The sequence below is a fragment of the Atopobiaceae bacterium genome (assembly GCA_022483015.1).
In the GTDB taxonomy this organism is placed as follows: domain Bacteria; phylum Actinomycetota; class Coriobacteriia; order Coriobacteriales; family Atopobiaceae; genus JALCUE01.
Genome location: JAKVOB010000001.1, coordinates 395,718 through 409,999 on the forward strand (window position 1 = coordinate 395,718; position 14,282 = coordinate 409,999).

Genomic DNA, 14,282 nt, shown 5'->3' on the forward strand with positions numbered 1-14,282 from the left:
CGACAAGGGTCCGTCCAGGTCCTCGTCAGGCGCCGAGCACCCTATACCGGCAGGATGCGGAAGCCCCTACCGGCACGCACGTGCTCGAGGAACGGTAGGTCCTCCCCTATCACCTGACCGATGACGTTCACCCTGGGCTCGCAGGCAAGGTCGCGTCGGGCTATCTCGAGCTCGCCCGCATACCGCGCGTATCCGACGTTGCCGACCGAGATGCTGCCGAAGGGACGGGGACTGGGCGGGAGTGCCTCGTAGGCATGCCCGCCCGCGGCGGCATAGCCCCGAGACTCCTGTGAGCGAATCACGTACTCGGACGAGTCGGGCCTGTCATGGTGGAGGCCGGCCACGGCATCCTCCCAACCGGCGTCCACACTCGCCCGAAGCACCAGCTCGTCGGCTGACAGCTGTGCCATGCGGTTCCATGTCTCCCCCGCCAGGTCAGGATCACCGACCAGCACGACATCGGTGTCGGCGTCGGCGAGCTCCAATGCGGCCAGCGCGATCGCGTCGCCCGTGGCGCCACGATGCGCCTCGACCGTGGGCAGGCCCTCATGCAAGGGGCCGCGCAAGGTCCCGTCACCCGGCACGAAGGCCATCGTGGTGAGCCCGAGGTCCGCGAGCCATCGGTTGGTCCGGGCCACCGCCGGGAGGGCAAGGCCCGTGAGCGGCTTGGGATAGAAGTTATGGCAGGCATCGAAGCGGGCGAGGTCCGCACCTGCGGACCTCCACGAGCGCACGACGTCGCGCGTGATCGTGGACGCGTTGAAGACCACGCGGAAGTCCTGCGACAGCTCGACGACCTGGGCAGGGGTGAAGCCGTAGTCAAGCCGTATGTGGTCGACCCCGAGGCCGATCAGGTCATGCATCGTGTCGCACCCGAGAAGGGCCAGCGTCTTGGGGGAGACGTCGGCCACGAGCGGGAGCCCGGCCTCATGGCAGAGCCCCAGCAGCTGATGCACCTCACGAGCGTGGTCGATGCCCTCCTCCTCGGGAATCTGCAGCGACGTGAAGGCAAGGCTGGCACCCACGCTGACCGCCCTCGACACAATCGCGGCATTGTCGTCGGCACCCGTCGACAGGTACAAGGAGATTCCCGTCCTCATATGACCACCTGACCCTCCCGGCCGCCCAAGCGACCACATCCGAGACCATACCCCGTCACGAGCACAGAGGGGAGGTGCCATGGCCACATAGCACCTCCCCAAGAGACGACCCGGTGCCACTACTCCCCGTAGACGTCGTTGATGCGCTTCTCGTCCACGCCGAAGAACCAGGTGAGCACGAAGCCGGCGGCATAGGCGACGAGCATCGCGATGACATAGAGCCACTGGGTGCCTGGCACCACGATGAGCAGGCCGAAGAGACCAGACACACCTTGGCTCACGGTCCCGAGGTGGAACAGCCACGCAAGCACGCCTCCGAAGCCGGCACCCAGGCAGGCGGTCACGAAGGGCTTGCCGAGAGGCAGGGTCACGGCATACATGAGGGGCTCGCCGATGCCGAGGATACCCACGGGCAGCGACTCGCGGATGTACTTCCGGGCCTTCTGGTTCTTGGTCTTGAGATAGAGGGCGAAGCCTGCACCCACCTGGCCGCCGCCCGCCATCATGAGGATGGGCAGCAGGTAGTTGACGCCAGCCGTGGGCCCGTTCGGGTCGTTGAGCATGGCATGGATCGGCGTGAGCGCCTGGTGCAGCCCGACCGACACGAGCGGCAGGAAGGAGGCGGACAGGATGTAGCCACCCACGGCACCGAACGAGCTATAGACGAACTGCAGCGCGAAGAAGATGCCCTGGGTGAGGAAGGCGCCGATCGGCTGGAGCACGATGACGGCCACGATGCTGCCGATGCAGACCGTGAGCAGCGGCGTCAGGAACGTATCGAGGATGTTGGGCACGACCTTGTGGAACCAACGCTCGAGGACCGCGAAGAAGATGCCGCAGATGAGCGCCGCGAGCAGGCCGCCGGCCGCAGGGTTGTAGGTGGTCGAGTAGGTGATGGCGATCGTACCCGTCGTCTGCGAGAAGGCCGGCGTGGGCATCGCGAAGGGCAGCGACACGAGCGACGAGGCACCGTCAGCGGCCTTCTTGAGCAGCGGCATGGCCGTGTTGGAGATGGACAGGGCGCCGGCCATGGCACCCAGGACGCCCGAGCCTCCCCACTCCTTGCATGCGTTGATGCCTACGAGAATCGGCAGATAGAGGAAGAGCGCCCAGCCCATCGTGCTGATGCAGGCGTACCACCACTCGCCTGCGAGGGCATTGCCCGTCGAGACGTTGATGACGTTGGTGATGCCGTTGATGAGGCCAGCAGAGATGATGCCGGGGAGCAGCGGCACGAAGATGTTTCCGATGCGCTTGAGGAAGCGCTGTACGGGCTTGTCGTGCTTGGCCTTCTGGGCCGCCTTGTTCTCGGCCGCGGCCTCTCCCACGCTCACCTCCTGGTCGCCGGCATGGATATGGGTGAGCTTCACGAACTCGGCGAGCACCTTGTTGACCACGCCTGGCCCGAAGACGACCTCGAGCCGATCGCCGTCGCTCACGACGGAGAGCACCCCCTCGATGGCCTTGAGCCCCTCGAGGTCGACCTTCGTCGCATCTGCCACCTTGAGACGCAGGCGCGTCATGCAGGCGGCATTTCCGAGGACGTTCGGCACACCCCCGACATGCTCGGCAACATCGGCCGCGACCTTTGCATAGTCCATGATGTCTTCCTTTCCTTCTGATGTGCCTGGACCCGGCCTAGCCGATGGCCCTCCTGATATGACCCGATGCAACCTCGAGACGAGCGCGTGCCTCGCAGACGTCGACCCCCGCAAGGATCATGACGATGGCGCACTTGACGTCGCCGTCGGCTGACGAGAGGGCCGAGGAGGCCTCCTCTCGCGAGCACCCACAGGCATCCATCGTGATGTTGAGGGCACGCGACACGAGCTTCTCGTTGGTCTGCTGCACGTCGACCATGAGGTTCTGGTAGACCTTGCCGATGCCGACCATGGCACCGGTCGAGATCATGTTGAGGACCATCTTCTGTGCCGTGCCCGCCTTGAGACGCGTGGAGCCCGTGAGGACCTCGGGACCGGTGACCGGCTCTATCGCAAGGTCGGCGACCTTCCCTATCTCGGAGTCCCTGTTGCAGGAGAGCGCCACGGTCCTGCACCCCACCCGCCTCGCATAGGCCAGGCCGCCCAGAACGTAGGGGGTCCGTCCGCTTGCGGCGACGCCGATGGCGAGGTCGTGCGGAGCCAGGTCGATTCCGGCCATCTCCTCTGCACAGAGGGTGTCGCTGTCCTCGGCGCCCTCGGCAGCGCGGACGAAGGCGGAGTCGCCGCCGGCGATCATGCCCACCACGACATCGGGAGAGACCCCGAAGGTGGGTGGGCACTCCACCGCGTCGAGCACGCCGAGACGTCCCGACGTCCCCGCACCGAAGTAGATGATCCTGCCACCATCGGAGAGGCTGGAGGTCGCCCATTCGATGGCCTGTGCCACCTGAGGTATCACCTCACGGACGGCCGCCACGACCTTCTCGTCCTCTCGGTTCATGGCGCGGGCGACCTCGAGCGGGCTCATCTCGTCCAGATGGGACGTGTCCGGGTTCCTCTCCTCGGTGGTGAGGTGGGAGAGGTCCACCACCGGTTGCTCATTCGTCGTCTTCACTTCAGTACTCCCCCTTCTCCTTGTTGATGTAATTCCGCATGAAGCCCTTGGTGCAGGCCTCATAGTTTCGGCTGACGTAGGTCGCGTACAGGATGTCGACCACGTTGAGCTGAGAGATGCGCGACGAGCTCGCGCCGCTTCTCACCAGGAGCTCCGTGGCTGCCACGTCGAGCACGATGTCCGACTCGGCCACGAGCGGCGACGAGAAGCCCCCTCTCGTGATGGCGACCACCTTGGCCCCACGTCCGCGAGCGACCTTGGCACAGCACACCATCTCCTTCGTGAGGCCCGAGTAGCTGATCACGACGGCCAGGTCGTCAGGCACCATGTTCTTGGCATAGAGCAGCTGGCTGTTCCAGTCGTCACACAGGTTGCAGGGTCGGCTCACGCGAAGGAGCTTGAGCTGGAAGTCCTTGGCCACCAGCAGGGACGCCCCCACACCGAAGAGGTTCACGGTGCGGCAGCCGCCTATCATGTCGACCACCCGGTCGATGGCCGTGGGGCTCAGGAGCTGACCGGTGTTCTCGAGCGAGGTGACGTTCTTGCGTGTCACCTTGCGCATGATCTCATCGGTCGTGTCGCTGGGCTTGATCTCGCTGAAGGCGGTGTCCTTGCTCCTCTGGTTCACTGCCAGCACGTAGATGAGGCTGCGTTGGAAGTCCTTGTAGCCCGCGCACCCCAGCTCGCGGCAGAAGCGCACGATGGTCGACGGCGAGGTGAACGTGGCTTCCGCAAGCTCGTGGATGCTCTTCCCGGCAGCCTCGTCAGGATGGGCGAGCACGTACTCGACGATGTTCGACTGGGCCTCGCTGGCCGTCGGACGCATCTCCTCGATGCGGAGCATGATGTCGATCGTCTCCATCTCGTACCTCTCTCGCAGCCGCCCCCGGGGACGGCGTCGTCTCATCGCTTCACTGGTCTCCTGCAGGATGCTGGAATGCATGGCCTTCCATGTGACCTATGCGGGGCGCGCCTTGGGACACAAGATACATTTTGCTCAGAGACTCCACTAGATTATGAAATTTTATGCCACAGCGCGACAGAAGGAGCCTTCTAGGCGCTACCGCTTGGAAGGGAGAAGCTACCTTTCGGGGCCATCGCCGCCGGAAGAAGTACCACACACGACCCATGGAGGACCCCGCTGGGCCGTTGACAGCCAATAGCAGGCCGTTCGTATGGATATTCGCAGGTAGGGGATGCCATACCCTATGCATGGCGCACGGGGACGACATATGGCGAAGGGCCATCGATGCAAGTCGACGGCCCTTCGGGACACAAGGCCCTAGGCGGCATCGGGACGCCGAGGCGCCCGCCGACCCCCTCGGACCCGAGAAGACGAGCTCGTGGCCTAGGACCTACTCGGCCTGCTCGAGGAGCTTCCTGACGCCCTTGGCGTCAAGCACCCGACCGGTTGACACGACGCTGCCATCCACCACGAGGGCTGGCATGGACATGATGCCCTTGGATGACGCCTCCACCACGTCAGTGACATAGCCCACCTCGACGTCAAGCCCCATGTCGGAGACGGCCTCCTTGCTGGCGTCGAGGAGCGCCTGGCACCTCTTGCATCCCGACCCATACACCGTTACCTCGTTGATTGCTGCCATGTTCTTCTCCCGTCCGTATCGAATCGGTCATCCCCGCCCAAGGCATCCCCTCACACGAGGAACGCCCCGAAGGCATTGAGCGCGTACCCGCATATGATCACGCCGGCGATGACGATGCCGACGAAGATGCCCATGAGCTTGCCCGACACGACCCTCTTGAGCATGAGCAGCGACGGGATCGAGAGCACCGTCACGCTCATCATGAACGAGACGACCGTGCCGACGCCCACGCCCTTGGCCACGAGGGCCTCGGCGATGGGAAGCGTGCCGAAGATGTCGGCGTAGACGGGGGCGCCGAGGAGGGCGGCGAGCACCACCGAGAACGGGTTCTGGTCGCCCAGGACGGACTCTATGACCTCCTGGGGGATCCAGTTGTGGATGAGGGCCCCGACGCCGACGCCCACGAGCACGTAAGGCCAGACCTTCCCCACCACCTCCTTGACCTGCGACCAGGCATAGGAGACGCGGTCCTTGTGGGTGAGGGTGGTCTCCTCTTCCTCGTCGTTCGCCGCGACCCCCTCGCGCGCGAAGGCGGGAATCTCCCCCTCGAGGCCCATGTGGTCCATGAGCGTGCCACCCACCACGGCCACCACGAGGCCGAGTACGACATATGCGATCGCGATCCTCCAGTTGAAGACGCTCGCAAGCAGGATCAGGGAGGCAAGGTCGACCATGGGGCTCGAGATGAGGAACGAGAAGGTCACGCCGATGGGAAGGCCGGCCTTGGTGAAGCCGATGAACAACGGGATCGACGAGCAGGCACAGAAGGGCGTGATGGTCCCCATGAGGGCACCCACGACGTTCGCCCATATGCCATGGAGGTGACCGAGGAGCCTCTTGGTACGCTCGGGCGGGAAGTAGCTCTGGATGTAGCTGATGACGAAGATGACCACCACGAGCAGGATGGCGATCTTCACCGTGTCATAGCAGAAGAAGAGCACGCTCGCACCAACCTGCGAGGTCGTGTCGAGACCCATGCTCGTGAGGGCCGCAGCAATCAGCTGTTTCAACCAGGTCATCTTGAAGAGCGCGTCATTGATGATGTCGAACAACCCCTTGGCCCCTCTCATGTCGACCTGCTCCGGTTGGTGCGTCCGATTCGTGCAATCCGTCGAGAAGAACCAGGTCCCGGGCTATCCTGAGCAGTCACATGGGCCGTCTGGGGCATCAGGGCCGGAGCCCTCCTCCAGGCACGCGCCATCCAGGGATGCCCCCATGAACGCGTCGAGCAGCCCACGCGCCCGCGCCGCACCCGCGCCGCTGATGGAGTAGTGGGTCCACTTCCCCTCCTGACGCGCCACGACGATTCCCGAGGCGCAGAGGACCTTCATGTGGTGGGAAAGGGTCGACTGGCTGATGTCGAGATGCTCCTGCAGGTCGCAGGCGCACTTCTCGCCGGTGCTCAGACGCTCCAGGATCTGCAGGCGGTACTCGTTGCAGAAGGCCTTGAACACGGCGGCGTCCCGCTGGTACCTGTCGCCCATGCCGTACCCCCAGACATCATATCTACTTTTCTCGATATGATAGCACCGAATGGGGCCGATGCACCTGCGCCGCCGTGCCCGGCCAAGAAGAAGGCCGCCGGCTCTCGCCGACGGCCTGGTATTACGTGGTGCCCTCGGGCGGATTCGAACCGCCGACACCAGGTTTAGGAATTTTGTTCTCTTGGTTTTCGCAGACTTTTGTATGTTTCTACGACTTAGATTTTCCAATACGTCTACCAGGTGTTACACGTCAGAATATGTAACCTTGTGTCTGTGTGTGTTAGAATGTTAGCGGTAAAAGTATGGCACGGATATGGCACAGGATGGAGGCGGCCAGGATGTATGAGTACAGCTCCGGGAGTCTCAAACGCGGCAGGCCCTCGAAGTCCTTCAAGCGTGGGAGGTGGCGCGCGACGATCTGCTACCAGTCCGACGACGGGGACGGAAGGGGACGCCGCCAGCACCAGATATCGAAGCTCCTCGAGTCCGAGGTGACTGGTGCAGCCAACGAGGGACGCCCGAAGGCAAAGAAGGAGCTCGAGAGTTGGCGCAGTGACATCATCGAGGCCAACACACGATGCGACGGCGTGGTCTCTAGGTTCACTGCCGATGCGGACGAACAGGGAATGAGGGGATGGCCAGATCAGGACGACGTGGACGCGAGCGCGATGGTGCCCGACTATGTGGCCGACTTCATACGTGGGCTAAGCGGCACGGTATCTCCGACCACGCAGGACAGCTACCGGGTAAGCAACATCTACATAAGGAACGGGCTCGGAGGGATCCACCTTGGGGACCTCACCATGAAGCAGGTCGAACGATGGAGGAAGGATCTTTCACGCCATGGTCGCAAGGATGGCGGGCCACTATCCGCTAGCAGCGTCACGAAGTCCCTCACGTTGCTCTCCGAGACCTGCAAGCACGCCGTCAAGCTCGGAGACATACCCTCCAACCCGTGCGACGGAGTTGGACGCCCGAAGAAGAAGCAGCCGGACCCGAACGCCTTGAGCGAGGACGACGTGGCAAGGCTGAACTCCGAGCTATCGAAGATGGGTCCGACACCTCTAGCCGTTGGGGCTTCGATAGCCCTCATGACCGGGATGCGCGAGGGCGAGGTGTGCGGACTCAGGTGGGAGGACGTAGACCTCACCGGCCGAACGCTTCAGGTGAGGAAGAGCGTCGGGCGCGCGAACGGAACGACCTACCTCAAGGAACCGAAGTCCAAGGCAAGCAGGCGCAAGCTCCCGATAGGGAAGACGTTGTTATCCGTTCTCGAGTCGCGCAGGGCGAGGATGCAGGCCGATTGCATGGCTGCCGGGATACCGTTCACCGGCGAGCTATACGTGATCGGATACAGGGACGGCAGATACCTCACTCCGCACACGCTCGGGGAGTACTGGGCACGGTTCGCAGCAGGAAATGAGGACCGGGAACCGTTCGTAGGGTCAAAGCACCGGGTCTGCACCTTCCATGACCTACGGCACACGTTCGCTACGAGGTCGATAGCGTCCAAGGTTGACGTGAAGACGGTATCGAGCTTCTTGGGACACCAGGACACCTCTATAACCCTCAACGTCTACGCAAGCTCAGACGACGACGCCAAACGCCGGGCGGCCGACATGATGGACGGCATCCTAGGTGCGACTGCGACCGAGGCAGACGTGATGCAACTCAGGACGGGCACGACGGGCGAGTAGGCCCGAGGACATAGGAAGGGCCACCCTCTCAGCTTGGACGGCGCGAGGATGGCCCACAGAGGCCCCAAGGGGCCACGAGAGAGAGGTTATCACCATGAGCGGAACGACAGGAACCACGACGGTCGGCATGGACATGCGCGAGTTCGAACGGCAGCTCCAACACGTCCGGGACGCGGCAGCGACGTTAGGCGTCTTTGCCGTCTCCGAGGGAATTGATGGGGTGTATCCCGGATTCGGGATGGTCCTGGAGGGGATGGCCGGGTCGCTCCTCGACACGACGAGGGCCATAGACGCGGCAGGATGGCAGCACGTGCCGAAGCGTCCTGTGCAGGATACGCAAGACGCCACGCAAGTTGACTTCAAGGCCCACGAGGAGGCACGGCACCGGGTCGAAGGTGCAACGAACATGTTGTTCGGGATGGCCGAGTCTGGGTTAGCCATGCAACCAGAAACGGCAGCCGGCCTACAGGATATCGCCGAGATCCTATCTAACGCGACGTGCGACATGTACGGCGCTTGCCATGCGCCCGATGAGATTTGAGGCCACAGAATCGCTTCTAAGGCCCTATCTTTCATGGCATCGACTGAGTGCCCACCATTAGCAAGGGAACGCCCACCGGTGGGCCGTGGCAGGCTGAGGCGGTGGGCGTTTCACATATCATTGTACCCGTTGGGTCGGACGTGTTTGGGGTGGTGGCCGTGGCAGGCAAACAGGATGATGAGGCGTCACGCGACCCGCGCGAGGTGGCCGGACTCTGCAAGGCCATACCGAAGCATAACCTAGGGAAGCTGCTTCACAGACGGCGCGGCATGGTTGCCGAGTTCGCTGACGCCATGGGCGTTAACAGCAAGTACCCGAGCAAGTGGGTTAGTGGAGATAAGCGCATGACCAACGAACAGGTTGCGAAAGCGTCATGGCTTCTCGGGGTGCATCCCCTCTACCTTCTCGACATGAGGGAAGAGGAAGACCCGGCGATATGTTATATCCCATATGAGGATGAGGGATTATTGGTACCACGTGAAAGCATGATTGAAGCTGTAGGTTTCCTATCAATCCCAGCAATCGGGAAATACGATGAGCGATCACAAAGGTGGGAAACGCTCTATGGATTCACGGGCGGACCTACAGAGTGTGAATCGATGTGCGTCAATCCCGACATAGGCTTTGAGAGAAGTACGGAATACGTTCCGATGAGTACCGAGGAGGCCGAGAGCTTGCGCAAGGAGGCCATACGTTCTCTAGTAGCAATAGATGGAGACTTTAGAAACCCATCTGGAGTCATGTTTGCAATGCTAGAAATACTCCTATCAACTGCCGGCGGCAGCAACTGTGTTTTTGTATTTGACGACCTAGAAAAGCTATTCGTAGAGTCGGCCTACTCAAATGATGATGCCATGTGCACGGCCAGGGCGCGCCTTGCGAGTGATTAGCAACCGGCCGTGAACGGCATCCAAAGATTCTCGTGAAAAACTTTCGCGTGACCTTGTTAACGATGCAAGGTCACGCTTTCGTTTGATATAGCTAATTCCATGTGACCTCATGTGGTGGAGAAGGTCACGTTTCACATCATAACACCAGGTAGACAGCTTATTACCCCGTGTTAGTCTCTTGTTGTCTGCAGACGCGAACATAAATCTGACAACGGAAAGGGGCACACGATGACATACCCAACCATGACATTAGAAGAGTTCAATGAACTCGCGGCACTATGCACCCCAAAGCACGTGTCGGAGATGAGCGGGCTATCACTCCACACGGTTCAATGCATGGCCCACGACGGCGATCTCCCCACTGCTTGCAAGGTCGGGGGGAAGTGGCGATTCAACACGCAGGAGATGGGCCGCCTGTTCGGCATCATCACCGATTCGAGCACCGACTAGGATGGCCGGATCTAGGGCCGTGGCTCCGACTGACGGCAGCGGATGGCCGGGAGACGGCATCGAGCCGACTATCGAAGGTCACTATTCGAAGCTTGACGACGATTTGGCAGCGTGGCTCTCGTGCTGGACGTCATGGACGCGCCGCAACTTCAGGAGGGGGTGCGGGTCACGTCTCGAGCTCCTGCCGTTCGCAGCCTACAGGACGGAGGCCCACGACTCTATACGCGGCGAGAGGTTCACGTCCTTCTCGCAGTCGCAGGCCGCCGAGTGGATCGGATGCACGAAGCGTAACGCGGTCAACGTCATAGGCGACATGAGCACCGACGACCCCAACGAGAGGCCGGCCCCGCTCACTGTCGCAGCGAAACCGCCACGCGGGAACAACTCATGGAGCACCTGTTACACGTTCACCGATGCATCCTTCTCAGATGAAGCGAACGCCGTTTCAGGTTCACCTGATGGAACAGAACCAGATGAAGCCATTCACGGTTTCGGTTCACCTGTAGCACCCCATGCCTCAGGTGAACTCTCGTGTACCTCAGGTGAACTCTCGTGCACGTCAGGTGAACCGAGCAAACAGGTAATGCCTGGTAGAAGCATTGCCGATGTTCCCCCTATATCTCCTATAACTCCTACACCACCCACAGAACAAGACAGCCATGGACCCGCTGCAAGTAGTAGCGATGTCACTGGCCTATTAGGGGAGGGTTGCTCTGATGAGTTTGAGGAATATGACGAGTGATGAGGCGAGGGCCAAGGCCGAGCAGCGGTCGGAGCTCGCGGCGAGGTGCGGCATCGAGTACGGGACCAACACCGACTCCCCGACCGATCCCGACGGGATATTTGCGTACATCACGACAGAGGGAGGAGGCCCAGACATGACGGAGCTCGAGCGCGAGAAGGTCGAACTCATAATGAGTCACGGATTCCAAGGCAGCGTCGAAGCCGCCTTGGAGATGGCCGCTGCCTATGATGCGTGGCCGAACCAGGCTTCTGGTTGGTACCTCGACAGGTTCGGGGTGAGGGCCGACGAGGAGGAGCCGGAAGCGATCCGGGCGGCGGCAGGCGTCCCTAACGCCCTCATGGGTGCCATGGACTCCTACGAACCGACCGAGGACATGGTGGCCTATGCCTTCGAGCTATCCGGGAACGCGACACGCGGCGCATGGCTGGTTGGCAGCGACTACGCGACCATGGCGGCCGCATGGGTCTCAGGCATGGCACACGGCAGCCGCTACGTTGACGTGCCCGAGCTGTTGGCGGACTTCGAGGCCATGTCCCGCTTCGGGCCAGAGGGCGCGAGGAACAGGGCGAACGCCATGAGGGGGCCGTCCGTGTTGGTCCTGAATGCCATTGACGGCGCTCAATGGACCCGGCAATCCGTGGCACTTGTGGCACCGGTGATCAGGTATCGGCGTATGGCATCGCTGCCAACGGTGGTGACGGCAACCACGAGGGTTTCGGGCGTCGCGTCCCACCTCATGCAGACCATAAGCGGTGACGATGCGCGCAAGCAGGCTAACGACATGCTTCGAGACCTCCTCGCGGGAATGGGCCGCACGAAGGAGGAGCGCAGGTCCCACTTCATAGAGTGCGGCGCGGGCGGTGATGCGGTGGCATGAGACCTAGGAAGACCTACCAGGTCGCATCCTGGTAGCTGGTAGATGTTGACCGACAGAGAGGATATCACCATGAATGGCACAACGACCCATGAGACGTGGCGGACGGAGATCAGGAACGGGAGGGACGCCTACAGGGCGGCGATCAGGTACGTGGTCAACGAGCTCCGAGCGACCGACTTCTCAGACACGGACGAGGCCGACGAGACCCTGGGTGACGTGTATTCGATCCTGGAGAGCGTCGTGAGCACGGAGAGGTTCGATACCGGGACCATGACGCACGAAGGTCACGACGCCGTATTCGTTCTCCGTTAGGTAGCAGTCCACATCAACGAGAGGTATGAGCATGAAGTATCTGAAGAGGTCTCACCCGGACGGCAGCGGATCAATCGGAAGGTGGGACGAGGTCAGCAAGAAGGAGTTCAAGGCCGCATACGGCAGGAAGATGGCGTCGGTATGCTCCGACGAGGACAACTCCGACGTGTCTGTCAGCTCCGACGAGGAGCAGGACTACATGAGGTACGTCTCATGGAGGATGGGTCACAAGTACGATCTCATGCCGGACGCCCTCACGCAGCCTGGTAAGGACCTCGCATGGGACCCGAGGCCACTGTCGGAGGCCGAAACCTCCCTCGAGGCGTACCAGAAGTACGCGGCCGAGTGCGACTCGGAGGCCGAGGCCGACGAGCTGATGGCACAGTCGAAGCGTGAGGAGGCCGAGAGGTGGCGGAACAAGGTGGGGCCGACGAGGGACAGCGTCGCAAGGCTCACGTCAGAGCGTGACAGGCTGTGGTCAAAGTACGAGTCTACGGTGTTCGGGGACGAGGAGGTCTAGGTATGGAGCTTATCGACGAGAACAAGGTCAGGGATCTCGAGAAGAGAGCTAAGGCCCTGCGATACGAAGCGGACTCATACGACGAGAAGGCACGGGCACACGCTGCCAAGGCAAGGTCGCTCGAGCGCTCGAAGGAGTCTGTCGAATGGCTCGAGGGACGTATCTCCGAGCACGAGAAGAGGGAGAAGGAGTGCCGCGCTTCGGCCAAGGCGTCACGTTCCGAGCTTGCCAAGGTCTCGAAGATGCTCGAGCGCGAGAAGGGACGGCCGTCAAACTACGACGACGCCCTCATGGGAATGATCGACGAGGCGGACGACCCGAGATGAGAGTCGGGTGGGGGTACTTTATTTGCGGGCCGTGGCATGACTCCCGCCGCTAGTCATAGTTTCCCCCCGCCCAGGAGTAATTAGTGGGTAGTGTCAATTTCCCAAGGCGTAAATCAGCGAGATTCGCCAAATTATCGTGAATGTATGGCACAGATATGGCACAGGCCGTATTTCACGGTTCGAAAGAAATTAGCAGGCCAGCGGTTTTTACCCGTTGACCTGCTATTTTACGTGGTGCCCTCGGGCGGATTCGAACCGCCGACACCAGGTTTAGGAAACCTGTGCTCTATCCCCTGAGCTACGAGGGCGTTACGGCCATCCTGCGACCGCGGATGTCATGATACCTCAGACCTGCAGACGATGGGACCTGCGAGGAATGACGACCCCACAGCTCGACACCAGGTTCAGGAGACCGGGCCCCGGGAACCTCACCAACTTGCAGGGTAAGGTCCTTGGAGTCCACTCGCCCAGACCCTACTTGGCGTCCTTCTCGGCATCGTCGGAGACCGCAGCGACGTCGACGTCCTTCTTGCCGAAGGGCCCCTTCTTGCTGCCCTTCTTGGCCGCACGACGCTCCTCGCGCTCGATGTAGTCGTCGTCGATGATCTCCTGCTGCTTCTTGGCCGTCATGCCCGCGGCCTTGGCGTCCGCGGCCTTGCGGAACTTGCGAAGCACGGCGAAGTCATAGATGAACGCACCGATGATGAAGACGTAGGCACCAATGAGCGAGCCCATCGCCAGGTAGAAGCCGATGCTGCCGTTGTTGGTGGTGGCATCGGGGATGAGCGTCATGAGCACCCAGGACAGGGCCGTCATGGCAAGTCCTAGGATGAGGAGGAGCCACCACGTGCGGCGCTTCTTCTTGTAGTCGTCGCTCCTGGTCACCAGGATGTTCGAGACGGACGTGGTGCGGTCCTGCTCGTCACGCTCGACGCGGCGCGCCTCCTTCTTCTCGTCCTTCGACATGGTGGCGTAGTTCGCCTGGCGACCGGCGCCGGCACCCGAGGCCTTGTGCTTCTTCGCAGGCGCCGCCCGCACCGTCTGGGCGGCGTCGCGGGCGGGCTTGGCGCGGGCCGCGCTCTTCTTGGCCATGCCGGTGCCTGAGGGATTGGTGGTACGTGAGTTGGTGGCGCTGCGCTGGGTCATCGTTCTCCTTCAACATGGATACATACGGTCG

16 protein-coding genes and 1 tRNA gene are annotated in these 14,282 nt (G+C 62.0%); 8 read left to right on the top strand and 9 right to left on the bottom strand.

The window, feature by feature from the left end; genetic code table 11:
• Positions 1-41: 41 nt before the first annotated feature.
• The 7 genes from LKE50_01720 to LKE50_01750 form a co-directional block, all read right to left on the bottom strand.
• On the bottom strand, positions 42-1,100 hold the full coding sequence (locus LKE50_01720; GenBank protein ID MCH3967349.1) for a MupG family TIM beta-alpha barrel fold protein: 1,059 nt from the start codon (positions 1,098-1,100) through the stop codon (positions 42-44).
• A 119-nt stretch (positions 1,101-1,219) separates the two neighbouring features.
• Entirely contained in the window at positions 1,220-2,701 is a 1,482-nt protein-coding gene (locus LKE50_01725) for a PTS transporter subunit EIIC (protein MCH3967350.1), read from the bottom strand.
• A gap of 37 nt (positions 2,702-2,738) precedes the next feature.
• Entirely contained in the window at positions 2,739-3,632 is an 894-nt protein-coding gene (gene murQ, locus LKE50_01730; protein ID MCH3967351.1) for an N-acetylmuramic acid 6-phosphate etherase, read from the bottom strand.
• A 25-nt stretch (positions 3,633-3,657) separates the two neighbouring features.
• A complete protein-coding gene (locus LKE50_01735) occupies positions 3,658-4,518 on the bottom strand; it encodes a MurR/RpiR family transcriptional regulator (protein ID MCH3967352.1) in 861 nt (286 codons plus the stop codon).
• Positions 4,519-5,011: 493 nt separating this feature from the next.
• Positions 5,012-5,263 carry a thioredoxin family protein gene (locus LKE50_01740; GenBank protein MCH3967353.1) on the bottom strand — a complete coding sequence of 84 codons (252 nt, stop codon included), beginning with the start codon at positions 5,261-5,263 and terminating at the stop codon, positions 5,012-5,014.
• Between the two features lie 50 nt (positions 5,264-5,313).
• Entirely contained in the window at positions 5,314-6,333 is a 1,020-nt protein-coding gene (locus tag LKE50_01745; protein MCH3967354.1) for a permease, read from the bottom strand.
• 63 nt (positions 6,334-6,396) lie between these two features.
• Positions 6,397-6,747, bottom strand: a complete 351-nt coding sequence (locus LKE50_01750; protein MCH3967355.1) for a metalloregulator ArsR/SmtB family transcription factor — start codon at positions 6,745-6,747, stop codon at positions 6,397-6,399.
• A gap of 338 nt (positions 6,748-7,085) precedes the next feature.
• Between LKE50_01750 and LKE50_01755 the strand changes: the two genes are divergently transcribed.
• The 8 genes from LKE50_01755 to LKE50_01790 all read left to right on the top strand — a co-directional run bounded on the left by LKE50_01755 (position 7,086) and on the right by LKE50_01790 (position 13,105).
• On the top strand, positions 7,086-8,444 hold the full coding sequence (locus tag LKE50_01755; protein ID MCH3967356.1) for a site-specific integrase: 1,359 nt from the start codon (positions 7,086-7,088) through the stop codon (positions 8,442-8,444).
• Positions 8,445-8,538: 94 nt separating this feature from the next.
• The gene (locus LKE50_01760; GenBank protein MCH3967357.1) at positions 8,539-8,985 is read left to right on the top strand and encodes a hypothetical protein; all 447 of its coding nucleotides are present in this window, start codon (positions 8,539-8,541) and stop codon (positions 8,983-8,985) included.
• 158 nt (positions 8,986-9,143) lie between these two features.
• Positions 9,144-9,875: a hypothetical protein gene (locus tag LKE50_01765; protein ID MCH3967358.1), complete on the top strand. Its 732-nt coding sequence runs from the start codon at positions 9,144-9,146 to the stop codon at positions 9,873-9,875.
• Between the two features lie 336 nt (positions 9,876-10,211).
• Positions 10,212-10,325: a hypothetical protein gene (locus LKE50_01770; protein MCH3967359.1), complete on the top strand. Its 114-nt coding sequence runs from the start codon at positions 10,212-10,214 to the stop codon at positions 10,323-10,325.
• Between the two features lie 716 nt (positions 10,326-11,041).
• The gene (locus LKE50_01775; protein ID MCH3967360.1) at positions 11,042-11,947 is read left to right on the top strand and encodes a hypothetical protein; all 906 of its coding nucleotides are present in this window, start codon (positions 11,042-11,044) and stop codon (positions 11,945-11,947) included.
• 42 nt (positions 11,948-11,989) lie between these two features.
• Complete coding sequence (locus tag LKE50_01780) at positions 11,990-12,259, top strand: hypothetical protein (GenBank protein MCH3967361.1); 270 nt, start codon at positions 11,990-11,992, stop codon at positions 12,257-12,259.
• Between the two features lie 31 nt (positions 12,260-12,290).
• Positions 12,291-12,779, top strand: coding sequence for a hypothetical protein (locus LKE50_01785; GenBank protein ID MCH3967362.1), 489 nt, complete (start codon positions 12,291-12,293; stop codon positions 12,777-12,779).
• Between the two features lie 2 nt (positions 12,780-12,781).
• On the top strand, positions 12,782-13,105 hold the full coding sequence (locus tag LKE50_01790) for a hypothetical protein (GenBank protein ID MCH3967363.1): 324 nt from the start codon (positions 12,782-12,784) through the stop codon (positions 13,103-13,105).
• Between the two features lie 232 nt (positions 13,106-13,337).
• Here LKE50_01790 and LKE50_01795 read toward each other — a convergent pair.
• Both LKE50_01795 and LKE50_01800 read right to left on the bottom strand, forming a co-directional pair.
• A tRNA-Arg gene (locus LKE50_01795) sits at positions 13,338-13,413 on the bottom strand.
• Positions 13,414-13,579: 166 nt separating this feature from the next.
• Positions 13,580-14,251: a hypothetical protein gene (locus tag LKE50_01800; protein MCH3967364.1), complete on the bottom strand. Its 672-nt coding sequence runs from the start codon at positions 14,249-14,251 to the stop codon at positions 13,580-13,582.
• Positions 14,252-14,282 lie beyond the last annotated feature (31 nt).

Excerpts from the sequence above, each read along its gene's own strand:
- LKE50_01720 (MCH3967349.1), bottom strand. The coding sequence starts at position 1,100 with ATGAGGACGGGAATCTCCTTGTACCTGTCGACGGGTGCCGACGACAAT.
- LKE50_01725 (MCH3967350.1), bottom strand. The coding sequence starts at position 2,701 with ATGGACTATGCAAAGGTCGCGGCCGATGTTGCCGAGCATGTCGGGGGT.
- LKE50_01735 (MCH3967352.1), bottom strand. The coding sequence starts at position 4,518 with ATGGAGACGATCGACATCATGCTCCGCATCGAGGAGATGCGTCCGACG.
- LKE50_01740 (MCH3967353.1), bottom strand. The coding sequence starts at position 5,263 with ATGGCAGCAATCAACGAGGTAACGGTGTATGGGTCGGGATGCAAGAGG.
- LKE50_01745 (MCH3967354.1), bottom strand. The coding sequence starts at position 6,333 with ATGAGAGGGGCCAAGGGGTTGTTCGACATCATCAATGACGCGCTCTTC.
- LKE50_01750 (MCH3967355.1), bottom strand. The coding sequence starts at position 6,747 with ATGGGCGACAGGTACCAGCGGGACGCCGCCGTGTTCAAGGCCTTCTGC.
- LKE50_01755 (MCH3967356.1), top strand. The coding sequence starts at position 7,086 with ATGTATGAGTACAGCTCCGGGAGTCTCAAACGCGGCAGGCCCTCGAAG.
- LKE50_01760 (MCH3967357.1), top strand. The coding sequence starts at position 8,539 with ATGAGCGGAACGACAGGAACCACGACGGTCGGCATGGACATGCGCGAG.
- LKE50_01770 (MCH3967359.1), top strand. The coding sequence starts at position 10,212 with ATGGCCCACGACGGCGATCTCCCCACTGCTTGCAAGGTCGGGGGGAAG.
- LKE50_01775 (MCH3967360.1), top strand. The coding sequence starts at position 11,042 with ATGAGTTTGAGGAATATGACGAGTGATGAGGCGAGGGCCAAGGCCGAG.
- LKE50_01780 (MCH3967361.1), top strand. The coding sequence starts at position 11,990 with ATGTTGACCGACAGAGAGGATATCACCATGAATGGCACAACGACCCAT.
- LKE50_01785 (MCH3967362.1), top strand. The coding sequence starts at position 12,291 with ATGAAGTATCTGAAGAGGTCTCACCCGGACGGCAGCGGATCAATCGGA.
- LKE50_01790 (MCH3967363.1), top strand. The coding sequence starts at position 12,782 with ATGGAGCTTATCGACGAGAACAAGGTCAGGGATCTCGAGAAGAGAGCT.
- LKE50_01800 (MCH3967364.1), bottom strand. The coding sequence starts at position 14,251 with ATGACCCAGCGCAGCGCCACCAACTCACGTACCACCAATCCCTCAGGC.